Genomic DNA, 20,434 nt, shown 5'->3' with positions numbered 1-20,434 from the left:
CGCTTTAACCGAACGGATTGAAAGACTGATTTAACGGGGTGACTGATATGGTTAAAAAGACGATTACCGCGCTTATAATAATCGCCATGCTGGCTTCGCTGTTTCCTTCCGCGTGGATACACGCCGAAGGTGATACCGACGCGCTCCGTGCGCAGCTTTCGGAAGCGATTGAGTTCGCGCATTCGCTGCTTTATAAAGACAACAGCGAGCAGACCGAGAAGTATCTTTATGACCGGATTCTTCGCGCGGAGGCGGCGCTGTTTGAAGGTAGCGCCGACGCGGAAACGCTTTACGGGCTTCTGGAAGACGTGTGTAACGGAGTCGACTTCCTCGCGCCGATGAAGGGCAGTGAGCGCGTCCGGCTTATGTCGTTCGATTATATCACTGCCGATGATATCGCGCTTATGGCAAACAGCGTCGGCGTCGTCAGCGTTGACGCCGTGAATAAACCGGAAGCCGCGAGGCAGTCGCTTAAGATCGTTTCCGACGGCGGCATCGTATACGACAACTCCGTTGAAGGCGGCGTTTCCGGTGCCTCTCCGTTCGGTATGGATATGTTCGATACGGACGGACTTCGTATTTGGATATCCGCCGACGCGCCCGCAATTGTTTCTCTGACCGTAGGCAAGCGCGCCGAGGCCGGCTGCTATTCGCTTACCGCTTCAGGTATTCCTGTTGACTGCGAAGGGTATATAACGATCCCGTATTATATGTTCGTTCCCGACACGGACGGCGCTCGGATCGAGACCGACGGGCTGATGAACTATATCCGCATCGCATGTGAGGGCGCGGATACGCTTTATATCGCGGATCTCCACGCTTATCGCGAGACCGTCGACATTTCCGGAAAAACGCCATATTCCGAAGAACGCATCACGACCAGAGGCGGAATCGTCGATAACGCTTATTATAAAATCTACTCCGTTGATTCCTACGGCACCGATGATCCGAAAGCGGTAACAATAACCCTCCAGCAGAACAACTACGCTTTCACGCTTGAACCCGCGGCGGAGGGCGATCCGGCGCAGCTCTGGCAGTTTACGCCGGACCCGTCGGGTAATTCGACTTACAGGATAATCAACAAAGCCACCGCCTACGCCATGACGATGGGTAACGCCGCGACGGTGCTTACATATGACACGATCGATTATAACGATACGACGCAGGAATTCGGTCTCACCGTTTCAAGAGGCGAATTCACCATACAGGTGCGCGGCGTTGCGAAGCTTACTTACGCGGGTACGACGGTCAAAGGCACGGCTTCCAACTCCTTTAAGAAGTTTGTCGTCTGCAAGGTCAACGACGGCGGGTACGTACAGACGTGGGGCGATGAGTTCGACGGCGACAAGCTCGACTCTAACATCTGGCGCGCCGACACAGGATTCTTCTTCGGCGGAAAAAACACCGCGCTTTATATCGATTCAGAAGAGACCGCCTTCGTTGAAGACGGCGATCTCGTCCTGAGAACGCTCAACAGAGATCATAACGGCTACGAGTCCGTCGCTCCGCATATTCTTTCCAGCGGCAAGTACGCTATAAGTTACGGACGCGTAGAGATACGCGCCAAGATGCCGAAGGGATTCGGTATGTGGCCCGCGCTCTGGATGATGCCGGTCGACTCGATGAATATGGCTCGTTCCGAGATAGACCTTATGGAAATGCCCGTCACCGCCGACGAATACGACAGCCAGGGCGACAAGCTCTACGCCAGGCAGATCGGAACTCTGCACTGGACGAATCCGGCCGGGACTGAATACCTTGATAAACGCGTAGATATATACGCCGAGAATTTCGAGGATCTCGCGAACGATTATCACACTTATACGGTTGAGCTGGATACCGATCAGGTGCGTATGTATTTCGACGGTGCGCTGTGTATGTCGCTCAATCTCGACGACGACGGAAAGAAATTCGCGTACGGCGACGTCGCGAGGTATATCATTCTTTCCTCCGGCGGCATCGAAGGAATCAGCAGCGCCGTCCTTGATCCCGACAGATATTACGGCGACAAGGAACTCCGCGTCGATTACGTCCGCGCCTATATCCGCTCCGAGCAGGGAACAGACGATACGCCGGATTTCACTTCCGAGTATTCCACCGTTACGTCGCAGGGCGTCGAGTATCTCGGCAGGGATTCCAACTTCTTTATGTCCAGCTTCCCGATGGATATTTCTCAGGACGGAACGCAGGGGATAATGGCGGATCAGTCCGGCATACTCTGCGTTTTCGATCCGCGCACGGGCGAGGTCCTTCGGACGGTGCCCACCACGATAAACTACAGGGCGTTTATCAGCGCCGCGTATTCTCCGGACGGCAAAAAGTTCGCGGCCGGCACTATGAACGGCTGCGCGGTAATATACGATACTTCCGATTTCTTAAAAGCGCCCGTCAGGATCAACAACGGCGCTACTATGCATTACTGTCTCGCCTTCACAAAAGACGGCGAACATCTGATCGCCGGCGGCTTTAACGGAGGTGCGCAGGCGTTGCAGAACCCCAATAACAGCTCGGTTACTAAAGCGCATTATATCAGAGTTTTCAACGCTTCTACCGGCGCGCTTGAAAATGAGATATTCGTTGAAAGCGACCCGCTCTCCGCCGATCTTTCGCCGGACGGAAGCAAACTTGCGGTTACCACCACGAGCGCCGGCGTGTTTGTTTTCAACGTCGACGACTGGAGCGAATACGCTCACTTCACGACCGAACACGTGAACACCGTGCAGTTCTGCCGCTTTTCTCCGGACGGTTCGCTGCTTGCGACCTCTGACGAAGCGGGCGAAGTCGTTATCTGGAGCGTTGCCGGTAAAAACGCCGTGCGCAGACTCGATACCGTCAACGAAAGCTCGGTCAGGAAATTCGCCTGGTCTCCGGACGGAAAATACATAGTTACCACCTGCACCGACAGCGCCGCCCGCGTTTACGGCGTTGAAAGCGGACGCTGCGTATCGCTGCTCGGCGGCTTTTCCGGACAGATCCACGAGGTCGCGTATTCGCCGGACGGCAGATTCATCGCCGCGGCTTCGCTTGACAGGACGATGAAGCTTTTCTATGCGGACGGGACTTACGTAAGCACTCTGATTCCCGGCGGCCAATCCAATTACGGTCACATCGCGTCTAAGATATGCTTCACTCCCGACGGTAAATACGTTTATACGTCGAGTTATTCTTTCCCGTCCTGCGTCAACAGATGGGAGCTGCCTCAGGCGGTCGACAAATCCGTCCTCAAGGCCGCGATCGATGCCTGCTCCGGGCAGTCGCCCGAGCTTGAGAACGCGAAAGCGGTCTACGCTATGAAGCACGCTTCCGCGAAGTCGGTCGCTTCAGCGGCCGCCGCGCTGACCGGTACCGCGCTTCCGGCTTCTTTCAGAACCGTATCCGTTTCGGCGGACGGCGAATCCTTCGCGGAATCCGCTTCGATATACCGCGGCGGTTGGCTTTATATAAGCGCCGAGGTTTCGCGCGCGTGCGAGCCCTCTGTCGTTATCAAAAAGAACGGCGAGCTTCCGGTCGAAATGCCCGTCGATCAATTCAAGATTTCGTATGACGACGCGGGCGACGGTTACGTCAGACTTCTTTTGAGAACGCATATCACCGAAGGCGAATACACGGTATATTTCGTTGATTCCGACGGCGAAGTTTCCGTGAGCGCGTCCGTCAGCGTGAGCGATGTTGCGACTACCCGCGATTTCTTCTACACGGTATCCGGCGGCGAGGTCACGATAACCGGCGCCAAGTGCGGAACCGAATCGGTTTATATTCCCGACTATATCGATGGTTATCCCGTGACCGCGATAGGCGACTACGCGTTCCAGAACTACGGCCAGACCGTGCTGCACATGAAGCTCCGTCTCCCGTCGACTTTGAAAACCATCGGCGCATACGCCTTCTACGAATGCACCTCGCTTGAGGAGCTCGATCTCCCGAACGGACTTGAATCGATAGGAACATACGCGTTCGGCAGATGCCTGTCGCTGGCGCACATCGACGTTCCGTCGAGCGTCCGAACGCTCGGATACAACGCTTTCTATTACGCCCGCGGCACGTCGTATATAAAGATCGGAAGCGGTCTTAAAAACGTTTCGGGCAATACTTTCTATATGACGGTCAGCAACCGCTGCTTCATCTTTGATGAGGGAGTGCAGACCGTTCAGGGGTATATTTCGTCCAACGCCAGACTTATAAAAAGAGTGTACGTTCCGCGCAGTATGACGAATATGAACAGAAATTTCATATCGAATATGCTCGGTACCGTAAAGCTTTACGGATATCCCGGGACCTACGCGGAAACATTCGCCGCTTCGGACGCGCGCTTTGAGTTCGTGCCGCTTGCGGCTCCGGCGATCACCGGCGTTGAGGAAGGGAAGACCTACGACCTTTATGACGGATCTGTCGCGGCGTCCTGGGATGACGGTCATATTGCGTATCTGAACGGAAAGACCTACTACGCCGGCAGACCGATTACCGAGCCCGGCGAATATACGCTGAAGGTCGTCAACGGATATGATGAGTTCACGACCGAAGTCAGCTTTACCGTTGTCGATACCACTCCGCTCAGGGGCGACGCCGACGGCGACGGAGTCATTACCGTTTCCGACGCGCTGCTTACGCTCCGCGCCGCGGCGCGGCTTTACGCTCCCGCGGAGAAAGTGATAGCCGCCATTGATCTTGACGGCGACGGAGAAATAACCGTTGCCGACGCCCTGGCGGTTTTGAGGATCGCCGTCGGTCTTGATTGAGTTGAAACCGTTTGACAGATAAATGAACGCTATGCGTTCGGAACGGAGGACAATATGATTAAAAGAGCCATTACCGCCATCGTGATATTCGCGTTTGCGATATCGCTGCTTCCGTCCGCGGTGATTTCCGCGGACGCGCCGTCGGATCAACTGCGTCAGCAGCTTTCCGTCGTGATGGAGTCCGTACGCCCGCTGCTTTTTAAAGACAACAGCGAGCAGACGGAGAAATATCTTTACGACAGATATCTTCGCGCAGAAGCGGCGTTGTATAATCGGTTTGCCGCGGAAGATGAGCTTGCCGCGCTCATCTCCGAGCTTTCCTCCGGAATCGAACTGCTCGCGCCCATGAAGGGCAGAGAGGACGTCAGGCAGCTTTCGTTTGACACGCTGACAGACGCCGATATCGCTCAGATGTCTTCCTCGGTCGGCGCGCTTCGTCTCGACGCGGAGCATAAGCCGGAAGGCGCGGCGCAGTCGGTCGAAATATCCGGCGACGGCGTTCTCGTTTACGATAACTCTATTCCCGGCGGGATTGCCGGCGTTTCCCCCTTCGGCATGGACGCCTCCGATACTGACGGCTTACGCCTCTGGGTGAGCGTTGACGCGCCTTCAACCCTCGCGCTTACCGTCGGCAAGGTTTCAGCATCCGGCGGTTATTCGCTCGCCGTTTCGGATATTCCCGTTGAGGGTGAAGGATATATCACCGTTCCGTATTACTTCTTCGTTCCGTTCGACGACGGCGCTGAGATCGAAACCAACGGCCTAATGAACAGTATTCGCGTCGAGTGCGAGGGCGCCTCCGTGCTTCGTATCGCCGGACTTTGCGCCTACCGCGAAATCGTCGACGTTTCAAACCGCAAGCCCTATTCCGAAGAAAAAATAACTTCAAGGGGCGCGATAGAGGACAACGCTTATTACAAGATTTATACCGTTGATTCCTACGGAACCGATTCTCCCAAAGCGCTCACGCTCGGTCCGGTTCCGGATGAGACGGCGCTTCTTTGGGAAGGCGCTATAAATACGAAAGATGAAAGTATGTCTTTCAGTATCGAGCCGGCTGAAGAAGGTCTGCTTACTCAGCTCTGGCAGCTTTCGCCGGATCCCTCCGGGAACGGAACGTTCAGAATAATCAACAAGGCCAGCGCGTGCGCGATGAGAATACCTTCCGCCGCATCGGTCTCTTTCGACAAGGTCGACTATAACGATATTTACGAGGAATTCGCGCTTTCCGCCGCGAAGGGAGAGTTCACAATACAGGTCAGAAGCGTCGGCAAGCTGACGTATACCGGCACTACGCTGAAAGCAACGAACGGATCGGCATATAAGAAGTTTATAATCTGCAAAGTACACGACGGAGATTATGTCAGCACCTGGAGCGACGAATTCGACGGCGAAACGCTTGACAGATCCATCTGGCAGGCGGACAGCGGGTTCTTCTTCGGCGGCGGCAACAGCGCGCTCTACGTCGATTCCGACGACACCGCATTTCTCGAGGACGGCAACCTCATACTCCGCACTTACGCCGGCGATTATAACGGCTACCAGTCCAAAGCGCCGCACCTGAAGACGAACGGCAAATACGCGATGACCTACGGCAGATTCGAGATCCGAGCGAAAATGCCGAAGGGCATGGGAATGTGGCCTGCGATCTGGCTTATGCCGGTCGATTCGATGAATATGGCGCGCTCCGAGATCGACCTTATGGAAATGCCTGTTCAGCACAAAGATTACGTAAAATACGGCGACGACCTTTACGGTCAGCAGATAGCGACGTTCCACTGGAGCGACGCGAGCGGAAAGAAAAACTGGGCGAAACCGCTGTATATCTATTCGGAAAACAAAGTTTCGCTCGATGAGGATTATCATGATTACGCCGTAGAAATCGATACCGATCAGGTTAGGATGTACTTCGACGGCGCGCTTATCGTTACGCTCAATCTTGTCAACGACGGCATCAGGTTCGCTTACGGCGACGTGCCGAGGTATATCATCCTTTCCTCCGGCGGTATACAGGGCGACGACTACTGCGTCGTATATCCGCAGTATGAGTATTACGACAGGGAAATGGTTGTCGATTACGTCCGCGTTTCCGTCCGCGAGGAGCAGTTTACCGACAGTACGCCCGATTTCACGACGGATCACTCCGTGCAGAAAGCGAGCGCCGTCGAATACATGGGAAGAAACTACAATAGCTTTATGTATAACTTCCCGATGGCGATCTCGCCGGACGGAACGCAGGCGGTAATGGCCGACCAGGCCGGCTTCCTCTGCGTCTACGATCCGCGCACAAACGAGCTGCTCGATACCGTTTCAACTGAAAAGTATAACGCCTTCCTCTCGGTCGCGTATTCGCCCGACGGAAGCAAGGTCGCCGCGGCGACCATGACCGGTTCGGTTATCATATATGACACTTCTGATTTTTCAAAGTCGCCTGTGAAAATACACAACGGCGCGACTATGCAGTATTCGCTTTGCTTCACTGCCGACGGTCAGCATATCATAACCGGCGGCTTCAATGGCGGCGCGCAGGCGCTGAAAAACCCGATAAACAGTTCCGTTACCGAGCCGCACTATCTCCGTGTATTCAACGCGGTGAGCGGCGCGAAGGAGCACGAGCTCTTCGTCGAAAGCGATCCGCTTTCGATCGACCTTTCGCCCGACGGGACAAAGCTTGCGGCGACGACCACCAGCGCCGGAATATTCATTTTTAATACCGGAGATTGGAGCGAATACGCTCGCTTCACGACCGAGCACATAAATACGATCAACCGCTGCAGGTTCTCTCCGGACGGGACTTTGCTCGCAACTGCGGATGAAGCCGGAGAGGTCGTTTTCTGGAATGTAGCCGACAAAGTCGCGGTAAGCCGCCTCGACACCGTCAACGAAAGCTCGGTCAGAACCCTCTCGTTCTCGCCGGACGGCAGATATATCGTCACAAACAGCAACGACACCGCCGCCCGCGTTTACAGCGTTGAAAGCGGCAGATGCGTTTCGCTTCTCGGCGGATTCGACGGCATAATCAACGAGGCGGCATATTCGCCGGACGGCAAATACATTGTCGTTTCCTCGTTCGACCATACGCTCAAGCTTTTCGCCGCCGACGGAACGTATATCAGCACTCTGCTTCAGAAAAACGATCTCCAGTCCGAAGGTCACGTTTCGTCCGCGATATGCTTTACCCCGGACAGCAAATACGTGCTTTGCACCGAGATTTCGCTCCCGTGCTGCGTGAACCGCTGGGAGCTGCCCAAAAACGTTGACAAGTCCGCGCTGAAAGCGGCGATAGACGAATACGAGGAGCAGGATGAAAAGCTCGAGAACGCGCAAAAGGTCTGTTCTCTGAAATACGCCACGAGCACGATGGTTTCGATGGCGGTCGCCGACCTTACCGGCGAAAGCGCGGCCGCGACGTTCCGCGCGGTCTCGGTTTCCGCCGACGCCGCGGACTACGCCGCTTCTGCGAACGTTTTCCGCGACGGCTGGATCTACGTCAAAGCCGACGTTTCGATCCTTGCGGATAACGTTTTCGTCGAGATACTAAACACCGCCGAAGAGAGCAGCGTAAGGATACCCGCCGGTCAAATTAAGATGGGCGGTGAGCTTATCGACGCGCCTTATGAAAGCGTGCTCATGCGCACTTATATCGAGAAGGCGGGGAACTACCGCATTCGCCTCGTAAACGCTGACACCGGCGAAGTTTCCTCCGCTGTTACCGTTTCGGTTGATGAGAACGCCACGACGCGCGATTTCCTCTACACCGTAAACTCCGACGATACCGTCACGATTAACTCCTGTAAGTCCGGAGCCGAGTATCTGTATATACCGGATTACATAGACGGCTATCCCGTGACGAAGATCGCCGACTACGCTTTCGCGAACTACGGCAGGACAGTACGCCATATGAAGCTCCGTCTGCCGGCAACACTTAAACGCATAGGCAACTATTCGTTCAGCGAGTGCGCTTCGCTTGAGGAGCTCGAGCTGCCGGAAGGCCTTGAATACATCGGGCAGTATGCGTTCCAGCGCTGCCTCAGTCTCGCATGCGTCGAAATACCCGACAGCGTCACAACCCTCTCTTCGAACGCTTTCCATTACGTCCGCGGAGCGAGATACGTCAAGATCGGCGGCGGATTGACTACGGTGCCGGGAAACACCTTCCCGTCGTCGATAGGCAACAGATGCTACATCTTCGCCGAGGGCGTGAAAACGATCAACGCAAACGTTTCGAATCTGGCGTTTCTGCTTGAGCGCGTTTATATCCCGAGAAGCGCGACGACCGTCAACGCAAACTGCCTGCGCGGACCGTATTACACCGTCAAGGTTTACGGCTATCCCGGCACCGCCGCCGAAACATACGCGGCGACGAGCGACAAACTTGTATTCGTCCCGCTCGCCGCTCCGGTGATAAGCGGCGTCGAAGACGGGGAGACATACGACCTTTACGACGGAGCCGTGAGCGCAACGTGGGACGACGGTCACGTCGCATACCTGAACGGCGAGTATTACGACGCGGGAAAGCCGATCACTCAGCCCGGCGAATACACGCTCAAAGTCGTCAACGGCTACGACGAGTTCACCACAGAGGTGAGCTTTACCGTGGTTGATACCACGCCCGTTCCGGGCGACGCTGACGGAGACGGAGAAATCACCGTATCCGACGCTCTGCTTACGCTGCGCGCCGCGGCGAGACTTTACGCTCCGAGTGAAAAAGTGACGGCTGCCATAGATCTCGACGGAGACGGAGAGATCACGGTAGCAGACGCCCTTGCGGTTCTCAGGAAAGCGATAGGTCTCTGATTTATAAATAATATTTGAAAAATAGTCTGGAGGAACACCAAGTGAGCGACGTTAACGAGTACAACAATGAAGTCGAAGTGATCCAGCAAACGACAACGAGGGAAGAGACGGACAAGAAGTGTCCGTCCTGCGGCGGCGTTATGGATTTCGATCCGGTTTCCGGCGGACTGCTTTGTCCGTACTGCGGGCATCAGCAGGCGATACCGCCTCATGAGTCGAACGAGGAACGCTGCATGGAGCAGGATTTCTACTCGGCGGCCGAAAGGGGAAACTGCGACTGGGGCGTCGAGAAGAAGACCGTCATCTGCAAATCCTGCGGCGGCGAATCGATTTACGACGCGCTGCAGATAGCTGACGTATGCCCCTACTGCGGCTCGAATCAGGTTATGGAGGAGGCCGCGGTCAACACGCTTGCCCCGGGCGGCGTTTGCCCCTTCAGGATCGACGCGAAGACCGCAGGCGAAAGATTCACCGCGTGGATCAAGAAAAAGCTTTTCTGCCCGTCAAAAGCGAAGCAGAGCGCCCGACCCGAATCTTTCAAAGGCGTTTATCTGCCTTACTGGACGTTCGATTCACAGACCGAGACGGACTATACCGCCCGCTACGGCATTGACCACACATACACAGACAGCAACGGAAATACTCACACAACCACGACGTGGTACAACACCTCCGGGCATTATTCCTGCTTCATAGACGATCAGGCCGTCTGCGGCACCACGCGTTATAACGAGGCGACGCTTCGTTCGATCGAGCCGTATGATACCGCGAATAATAAGAAGTACAAGCCCGAATACATAGCGGGATTCATTTCCGAGCGCTATTCCATCGGGCTCAACGACGCGTGGGAGAAGGGAAAAGGTTTCATTTCCTCCCGCCTTGAATCCGATATTACTGATCAAGTCCGCAGAGCGCACCACGCCGATCACGTCAACAACGTCAGAATGGCGACTAAGTATTTCGATATTAAGTATAAATACCTGTTGCTGCCCGTATGGCTTTCTTCGTTCAAATTTAAAGAGAAGATATTTCAATTCATGGTCAACGGCGAAACCGGAAAGGTCGGCGGAAAGTCGCCGGTATCCGCGCTGCGTGTCGCTATCGCGGTCCTTATCGGTCTTGCTCTTGCGGCCGGTTTGCTCTATCTCTACTCGAAGAAGTAATAACGCCTATGAAAAAGCCGTTTGTCAACCATATCGTGTTGACTATAGTAATTCTGCTTTTGTTGGGATTCGGAATAATGACGTGTTTTTTAACAGGGAAAAAACCAAATCCGGAGTCGGAAAACGCGGTTTTGCGGGTTATGTCTTATAACCTGCTCGTAGACAACGACGACTACGATTGGGGCACCCCTTTGGGCGATCGTCCGAGCGGCGCGGTCGAGTATATCCTGCGCGTCAGACCGGACGTTATCGGCATCCAGGAGGCAAGCCGCGGCTGGTATTCGGCGTTCAGAAAACAGCTTAAAGAAGAATACGATTTCGTAGAGCCGGACTTCGGCGACATTACGGACGGCAGCTGCACCGGTTTGATGTTCGACGTGAAAAAACTCCGCCTTATTGCGAGCGAACAGTATATCTATTCCGTTTCAAACAACGAGCGTATGCGTCTTATCGACGTCGGCGTTTTCGAGCGTATATCCGACGGTAAGCGTTTTGCCGTTTCGAGCACGCATCTCGATTCGGAGTACCCGGGCGACAGGACCGCCGAACGCCTCGTGCAGATCGATGAGCTCATCGGGGTCGCAAAGCGTTTCGTTGAGGAATACGGTTGCCCGTATATCTCCACCGGCGATATGAACATAACGCCGGATAAGCCCGAATACAAAGCTCTGACGGAAAACGGAGTTTTCAGCGACGCCGATGCCGCTCCGCTTCCGCACGTCGTCGATCACATCTTTCACACCTCCGGCGCGAAATCGCTCGGCGTCACGCTCGGCGACGACGAGAGCGTCAAAGGCGCTTCGGACCACCTTCCTTTATACGCCGATTTCAATTTGGAATAACGGCTGCTTATATTGCGAGTAAAATAATTAAATATATTTTCAGGAGGCAAAAACATGAAAACCGGCATCAAAAGAATCCTTGCGGCGCTTATTGCGTTCACTATGATCGCAACGCTTTGCGCCGTGTCGCTGCCTGCGGCGGCGAAGACCACCGGCGATAACCTTATCGTCAACGGCGGTTTTGAAGACGGCACGGACGGATGGCTCATCTATTCCGGCACGACGCTGTCTACCGAAGCGCATACCGGCAGCAACGCGTTGAGTCTTTTCGGCTCAAACAAATACGAAAAGGTAGCCAGACAGACCGGTATCGCTCTTGAGGCGAATAAGGATTACACCTTTACCTTCTGGGCGAAGGTCGCGTCGAATTCCGCCCAGGGCGCTTCCAAGGGTTTCCATATGTATATTATGGATAAAAGCGGCGCTACCAAGATAGGAACCGTTTATTTCGGCCTTACCTCCGATTGGAGAGAATACACGGTCGATTTCAACAGCGGCGATTTTACCGAGTGCTATATCAATATATCCACTCCCAGCGCGCCGGACGGCGGTATCGCCGTTATTGACGACCTCGTTATGCAGAAGGTCGAGGATCCCGACACCGCCATGATCAAGAACGGCGGCTTCGAGAACGCCACCATCGATCCGTGGCTCGTTTATTCCGAAACCGCGCTCACTGCGGAAGCGCACGAGGGCGCCAAGGCGCTCTGCCTTAAAGCTCCCGCCGGCTCCGCGAACTACACCAAGGTCGCCAGACAGAACGGCATAGCTATCGAGGCGAATAAGGACTACGTTTTCACCTTCTGGGCGAAGGCGGCTTCCGACAACACCGGAACGAAGGGCTATCACGCCTACGTTTTCGGCGACAGCAGCAACAGACTTGCGCAGAACTCCATCGCCGTAACTACCGAGTGGATGCAGTACACCATTGAGTTCAACAGCGGCGATTTCACTTCCTGCTTCATAAACTTCTCGACCGGCAGCTCGCCCGACGGCACCGCGCTTATCATAGACGATCTGTTTATGGAAGAGAAGGTCGTCGTTGACGACGCGATGATTAAGAACGGCGGTTTTGAGAACGCCACCATCGATCCGTGGCTCATTTATTCCGAAACCGCGCTCACTACCGAAGCGCACGAGGGAAGCAAAGCGCTCTGCCTGAAGGTGCCTGCCGGATCCGGCAACTACACAAAGGTTGCAAGGCAAGAAGGCATCGCCCTTAATGCAAATACGGACTACACATTCACTTTCTGGGCGAAGGCGGCTTCCGACAACACCGGTACGAAGGGCTACCACGCCTACGTTTTCGGCAACAGCAGCAACAAGCTTGCTGATAATTCTTTCTCTCCCACTGCTGAATGGAGGCAGTATACCATTGAGTTCAACAGCGGAGATTTTACTTCCTGCTATATCAATTTCTCGACCGGCAGCTCGCCGGACGGCACTGCTATCGTCATCGATGATCTGTTTATGGAAGAGAAGGTCGTTGTCGATGCAGCTATAATCAAAAACGGCGGTTTTGAGAACGCCGCCATCGACCCGTGGGAAATCTTCAACGGCAGCGCGATAACTTCCGACGCTCATACCGGAAGCAAGGCGCTGATCCTCTCCGGCTCATCTTATTATGCGAAGGTTGCCAGGCAGATGGGATTGAAGATTGAGCCGAATACCGATTATGTTTACACCTTCTGGGCAAAAGCCGCCGAGACCAGCACCGGAGCAAAGCCATATCACGCCTACGTTTTCGGCGGAAGCTCCGGACAGGATAACAAGTTTACCGACAAGACGATAGATATCACTAATGATTGGACACTCTATACCGTCAGATTCAACAGCGGTGACTTTACCGAGTGTTACATCCATTTTTCAGCCGGCAGCTCGCCCGACGGCAGCGCCGTGGTAGTTGATGATTTTGCTATGGAAGTTTCTGCAGACACAACGCTTGTTAAGAACGGCAACTTTGAAGCCGCGACCGTAGACCCCTGGACGCTTTACGAGAACACCGCAGTCACCGTGGACGCTCATTCGGGCGAAAAGGCGCTTTGCCTTCTCGCTACGGGTTCATATGCTAAAGCCGCAAGGCAGAGCGGCATCACCATAAAGCCGAACACCGATTATATCCTTTCCTTCTGGGCGAAGGGCGATCAGACCGCCCAGGGCTCGAAGGGATACCACGCCGGAGTTTATGACGCGGGCGGAACCAAGATCGTGAGCGAGTACATAGCGATACCTTCTGAGTGGACTTTCCACACAATTTCATTTAACAGCGGCGACGTTACTTCCTGCTATATCAACTTCTCCGCCTCCAGCTCGCCCGACGGAGCCGGTATGATAATCGATGACGTCGTACTTGAAGAGAAGCCCGACGAGATACTTATTAGAAACGGCGGATTTGAAGAGAACGGATACTCTCCCTGGACCACCGGCGGCACGACCGCTCTCAGCGACGTTGCTCACGAAGGCGGACATTCGCTTCGCCTAATGGGCAGCAGCTACTATCAGAGCGTTGCCAAGCAGACCGGTCTGATTCTCACAAAGAACACCGAATACATCTTGATCTTCTGGGCGAAGTGGGACTCCGAAGCCGGCGGAACGAAGCAGTATCACAGCTACGTTTTCGGCGACAAGGAGAAGCTTTGTTCCAATTCGATAGCGTTGACTGACGAATGGAGACGCTATGCCATCGCATTCAACAGCGGCGACTATTCCGACTGGTACGTCAACTTCTCCGCGGGCAGCTCCCCCGACGGCAGCGCCATATATATCGACGACGTTGAGATCATTCACAGAGACGGCAGCGGTTATTTCGGCGAATACCCCGAGCAGCTCGTTGAAGGCGCCGATATCAGAATAGTATCTTTCAATGTGCTCGTTGCACAGGAAGACTTCAGTTGGAGCCCCTGGGTGATCGGCGAAAGACCTGAGAAGTTCAAGGCGTTTATCGATTACTACAAGCCCGACGTCGTCGGTCTGCAGGAATGCTCCGAGAAGTGGCACGAGGGCATCAACCGTCTGCTCAGCGATACCTACGAGTTCCTCAACCCCGATTTCGGCGGTCAGGCAGGTATGAACTGCAGCCCGATTATATATGACAAGACCAAGCTCCGCGTTATCGCGAGCGAAGTCTATTCCTACACGATAGGCAACAGCCCGAGATTCCGCCTTATCGACATCGGCGTTTTCGAGCGCATCAGCGACGGCAGAAGATTCATAGTCAGCTCTACGCACCTCGATCCGGGCTGGGACGACGACGATCACACCGAGCAAAGAAACATTCAGGCGGGTGAGCTCGTCGTTAAGGCGAGAGAATATATCAACCGGTGGAACTGCCCCTTCATTTCCACCGGTGATATGAACTGCCCGGCCGGCGATATTCCTTATAATACTATCGTGAACAGCGGAGTATTTGTCGACGCCGACGATCATCCGGATCCCGGCGTTGTCGACCACATCTTCCACACCGTAGGCACCGAATGCCTTTTCACCGCGCGCGTGACCGACGCTGACCTCCAGGGAACGTCCGATCACTATCCGCTCATCGGCGATTTCAAATTGACCGCAATGCCGCAGATCACCGGCATCGAAGTTACCGCGCCCGAAAAGGTAGAATACGTTGAGGGCAGGGAAGAGCTCGACCTGTCCGGCGGAAAGGTAACGGTCACTTACGATAACGGTTCATCCGAAGAAGTCGATCTCACGGCTGAAATGGTCGATGGCTTTGATAACACCGTCGTAGGATCGCAGACACTGACTGTTACCTATAACGGATTCACCGACACCTTTGACGTCACGATAATCGCCTACGTGCTCATCGGTGACATAGACGGCGACGATGAAGTTACCGTTGCGGACGCTCTTGCCGCACTCCGTATGGCTGTCGGTCTTGCCGATCAACCGGAAGGAGATGCGCTCGCCGTTGCCGACGTTGACGGCGACGGTGCCGTGACAGTTTCCGACGCTTTGAGGATTCTGCGAATTGCCGCGGGCATAGCAAACAGATAAACCCTATAATTAAGTACTATCATTTAATTATTCTCAACGCTTTGAACGGAGGGACGATTATGAAAAGAAAGCTTATAGCGATTATCCTTACTCTAACCCTTCTTATGTCACTTGCGACTCTTTCGGGCGTCATTTCAGCTAAAGCTATTGACACTTCGGAGCTTCAGGAGCAGGTGATGAGCGCAAAAGCGCTTATCTACAAGGGCTACGGCGAGCAGTCGCGCAAATATCTTGCCGACCGTGTGCAGCGTGCGGAAGCAGTCGTATATAACGATTATGCGACTGAAGACGACGTTGCCGCCGCGAGTGAAGCGCTTCGCTTTGCGGTCGATTCGCTTGCGCAGATGTATGCCTATGAGCAGATTGCGCTCGACGGGATCGATGTCTGGGACGAAGCAGCGCTTTCTATGATGACGGCTTGCAGCGGCGTCCCGGTCATTGACGCTGTAAATAAACCTGCAGAAGCCGCTTTCTCGATATCTGTTCCCGGAAGTGACGGCAGCGCCTTCTTCTCGAATGAAACGCCCGATATTAACGCCATGCACACGGCTTCGCCATTCGGGAAGGATATGACTAAGGCGGACGGATTGAAGCTTTGGGTTTCTGTCGATGCGCCCGCGACACTGACTATTGTGCTCGGATACCTTTCCTACGACGGCGTCAGTTTTTCAACGGCAGAAGATGTTTACGTTGCGGAAACCGGATATATCCACGTTCCTTTTGACTGCTTCAAAGGCGATAGCATTATCAAGGACGGCAGTTTGAATATGCTGTCTATCCGTGCAGTAGGCGTTGACTCTTTCAGATTTGCGGATCTCAACGCCTACAATGAGATCATCGAAGGCAGCACCCGCACGGCTTATTCCGAAACGAAGGTCGTTTCACGCAATCAGATCAACAACAACGCTTATTATAAAATAATCGAGCCCACGAGCGGCAAGGCCATTACGCTCGGACCGGAGGTCGCTGAAACTGCGATAAGATGGGATAATACTCTTGCCATTGAAGACAGTAATCTCAAGTATTCCCTTCAGGAAAACAGGGAAGGCGACCGCACTCAGATGTGGCAGCTTTCGCCGTCTCCGTCCGGCAACGGAACCTTCAGGTTTATCAATAAGTCGAGTACGAACACGCTCACCATCTCCGGATCCGGAGGCAGCATTGAAGCGAAAGAGCCGAATCTCAACAATACCCTTCAAGAGTGGTCAATAAGCATTTCCGGCGGCAAAGCTACTATACAAGTGCGTAACGTCGGCAAGCTTACCACCGCCGGGGACACCGTAAAGGCAACAACAGGGTCCGCGTACAAAAAGTTTGAGCTTTATGAGACGGTGGAAACCGAATACGTTCAGAGCTGGAGCGACGAATTCGACGGCGATGAGCTCGACCGCAATAAGTGGTCCGTTGATGACGGCTTCTGGTTCGGCGGAACAGTTTCAACTATGCACACCGATGACGACGAGCAGCTCAAGGTTTCGGACGGTATGCTGAATATGACCGTCACACCTGACAGATACGGCGCTTTTGAAATGCAGGGCACTTATATGAGCACCAGCGGCAGGTTCGCTTTGAGTTACGGCAAGGTCGAGATACGCGCAAAGCTTGCTTACGGCAACGGTCAGTTCCCAGCGTTCTGGATGATGCCGACCGATATGATGAATATGGGCGGCGGCGAGATCGATATTATGGAGATCGTCGTCACGGATGATATCAGGGAAAACGGCACGCAGATCGGCACGATACACTGGACTACCGACGACGGATATACTCACTGGTCAAAAGTCCATTATATGGGTATCTACGGTTACGGAGAAAAGTATCTCAGCGATGAATTCCACACCTATGGCGTGGAGATGGATCGCGATCAGATAAGATTCTACTTTGACGGGATGCAGTACAATTCGCTCGTGATAAACAGCGAAGGCAAGGAATTCGCCTTCGGAGATATCGCAAGATATATCATCATAAATAACTCCACCAAAGGCGACGGCGCAAGCATCGTCAGAGAAGCGTGGGGTCTCGAGGATAAATACGAAACCCAGATAGACTACGTCAGATGCTATCTTGAAGCCGGTGAAATGAGCGATAATACCGTCGACTTCACGACTGACGACAGCGTCAACTATTCATCCGGCATAGAGGCCGTTGCCACCAACGACGCGTGGGATATCAATATGCCGATGGATATCAACTGCTACGGCAACGAAGGCGCCGCGGCGGATCATTTCTCAAATCTCTACATATTCGATCCGTATACCGGAGAAACACTCAAATACATCAACCTTGCTTCTGCGATGTCTAAGTACACCAGATCCTTCCGCGTTCTGTATTCGCCGGATGCCACGAAACTCGCTGTCGCAAATACGCAGGGATGCATACAGATTTATGATACTTCCAATTACGATAACACGCCGGTCAGAATCTATAACGGCGCCGTTATTCAAGAGAACGTTCTGTTTACGCCGGACAGTAAATACCTGATAGTCGGCGGTTACAACGGCGGCTCGCAGGCGTATCAGAATCCGCAGACCGGCGGCAAAACTGAAAAGTGGCATTTCCGCGTCTTTGACGCCTCGAGCGGCGCGAAGCTTCAGGATATAGACGTCGGCAGCGATCCGCGCTTCATAGCGCTCTCCGACGACGGTTCTAAAGTAGCGGTAACTACAACAAGCAACGGCACGTTCATCTATAACGTTTCCGACTGGAGCGAATACGGCCATATAACCGAAGGCCACGACGGAGCGATCCGCGGCGCCGACTTTTCTTCGGACGGCAGCCTGCTCGTGACTTCCGACGACAAGGGCGTCATAAACGTCTGGAACGTTTCCGATCTTTCGCTCAACAAGAAGCTCAACAACGTCAACTCCGGCTCGGTAAGGCGCGTAGTCTTCTCGCCGGACGATAAGAACGTCCTCGCGACCGCGACCTACGGCGCCGCGCGTCTGTTTGAGGTCGAGAGCGGAGAGCTTATCTCGCTGCTCGGCGGCTTCGGCAATGTCATCCGCGAGGCGACCTATTCGACGGAAGGCAAATATATCGCCGTCGCTTCCTATGACGGCGGCGCGAAGCTTTTCGCCGCAGACGGCACATATCTCGAAACGCTGAAAGCGGGAGAGACCGACGAGAACGGCGAGGGTTTCATTCTTTCCCGCATCAAGTTTTCGCCGTATAAGGACGATTACGTTATGTTCACCACTCGTACCGATCCGTACGCGGTGCAGAAGTGGGATCTTCCTAAGCAGTACGACAAAACGCAGCTTAAGCTTGCCATGAGCAACTGCGCGGACAAGACCACGCCCGAATACGCTTACGCCGCGAAGATTGCCGGCTTGAAGTATGCTACTCCGCAGATGATCTACAAGGCGTATACCGGCATCGGCGGAACGGCGAAGACCGACGAATTCATCAGCGTTTCTCCCGACAGATACACGACGCCGCCGAGCGTTACCGTCAATAAAAACGCGTTCGTCTACGTTACTGCAGGAGCGTCTCCGGAATACGCGGATCTCGCGCTTAAGATTACGAATACCGATGACGGCACAAGCGAGCTTATTCCCGCGGACGACGCCGGATTCTTTATGGATTATAATGAAAACGACGAAATTGAGGCGTATTGCCGTTACGATTTCAAGGTCAAGATGGCGGAAGCAGGCGTATTCGAGTTCGAACTTGTCGGCCTTGATTCCAACAAGGCGTTCCCGAAGGCAAGCGCTGCCGTCAACGGTGACGCTACCGCCGCGGAAGGATTCCTCTATTCTATAAAGGACGGAGAGGTCACGATAACGAAGTGCATCTCCGGAAGGCGCAACGTCGTTGTTCCGAGTGAGATAGAGGGGTACCCGGTCACCAAGATCGGTTCTTATGCTTTCGACGGCTACGGAACCAACGTTATGCATATGGCCGTTACGCTTCCCGACACGCTTAAGGTTATCGGCAGTTACGCATTCTATAACTGCTGGTCTCTGCGCGAGATAAAGTTCCCCGCAGGACTTGAAAAGATAGAACAGTACGCTTTCAGCAGATGCAGACTGCTCAGCGTCGTTGATATTCCCGCCGGCACGACCGTCAGTTCCAACGCTTTTAACAACGCCGGCGTCGGAACTATAAAGCTCAACTCCGGATCGGGTATCGCAAGCGGCGCTCTTTCCGGTATGTCGCGCGTAAGAGAAATAATCGTTGCTGACGGAATACAAAGTCTCTCGCTCAATATTTCTTCTCAGTATCTTCTCGAAGCTGTTTATATTCCCGAGAGCGTAACTTCCATAAGCGGCGGTATTTACAGTTTTGTAGACAATAACGTAAGCGATCTGCACACAAAATACCTTGCCAAGATCTACGGCGTCGAGGGAAGCTATGCGCAGACTTACGCCGAGTCGTATCCGACAAAGTTTATATTTGTTCCGATAGGCGCTCCCATCGTTCACGGAGTCGAAGACGGCGCGACCTACGACCTCTATGAAGCGCCCGTTTCAGCGACGTGGGAAAACGGACACATCGGATACCTCAACGGCGAAGCGTGCTACAGACACGCCGACGTGACCGAGCCCGGCGAATACACGCTCGAAGTTATAAACGGCTACGACGAGTATAAAACGACCGTGACCTTCACGGTCGTCGATACGACGCCTCCTCCGTACACTATTGGTGATGTTGACGACGACGGAGAAGTCACGGTTACCGACGCGCTCACGGCGCTCCGCATAGCACTCGGGATCGTCGAGCCGGAGGGCTATCAGGCGGAGGCCGCCGACGTCGACAAAGACGGCGAAGTGACAGTTTCCGACGTGCTCCGCATCCTTCGCGTCGCCGCGAAGATTGACGCTCCCTTTGAACAATAATCGTCAATCAACTCAAATTATTACTTCGTCTTTTCCGCAAAAGAAACGGAGGTAAA

General features: G+C 54.0%; 6 protein-coding genes. All 6 read left to right on the top strand.

Annotated features, from left to right (window positions below; genetic code table 11):
- Nucleotides 1–47: 47 nt before the first annotated feature.
- The 6 genes from IJL83_00790 to IJL83_00765 all read left to right on the top strand — a co-directional run bounded on the left by IJL83_00790 (nt 48) and on the right by IJL83_00765 (nt 20,378).
- Nucleotides 48–4,736, top strand: coding sequence for a leucine-rich repeat protein (locus tag IJL83_00790; GenBank protein MBQ6552146.1), 4,689 nt, complete (start codon nt 48–50; stop codon nt 4,734–4,736).
- Between the two features lie 54 nt (nt 4,737–4,790).
- Entirely contained in the window at nt 4,791–9,533 is a 4,743-nt protein-coding gene (locus tag IJL83_00785; GenBank protein MBQ6552145.1) for a leucine-rich repeat protein, read from the top strand.
- A 41-nt stretch (nt 9,534–9,574) separates the two neighbouring features.
- Nucleotides 9,575–10,696, top strand: coding sequence for a hypothetical protein (locus tag IJL83_00780; GenBank protein ID MBQ6552144.1), 1,122 nt, complete (start codon nt 9,575–9,577; stop codon nt 10,694–10,696).
- Nucleotides 10,697–10,836: 140 nt separating this feature from the next.
- Entirely contained in the window at nt 10,837–11,538 is a 702-nt protein-coding gene (locus IJL83_00775; protein ID MBQ6552143.1) for an endonuclease/exonuclease/phosphatase family protein, read from the top strand.
- A gap of 54 nt (nt 11,539–11,592) precedes the next feature.
- Nucleotides 11,593–15,540 (top strand): carbohydrate binding domain-containing protein, encoded by a 3,948-nt coding sequence (locus IJL83_00770; protein MBQ6552142.1) that lies wholly within the window; start codon nt 11,593–11,595, stop codon nt 15,538–15,540.
- Between the two features lie 59 nt (nt 15,541–15,599).
- A complete protein-coding gene (locus IJL83_00765; protein MBQ6552141.1) occupies nt 15,600–20,378 on the top strand; it encodes a leucine-rich repeat protein in 4,779 nt (1,592 codons plus the stop codon).
- The last annotated feature ends 56 nt before the right edge of the window (nt 20,379–20,434 follow it).

It is taken from the genome of Clostridia bacterium, assembly GCA_017438525.1.
In the GTDB taxonomy this organism is placed as follows: Bacteria; Bacillota; Clostridia; order Oscillospirales; family RGIG8002; genus RGIG8002.
The sequence above is the reverse complement of the archived record's forward strand: the minus strand, read 5'-3'. Positions and strand labels throughout refer to the sequence as shown.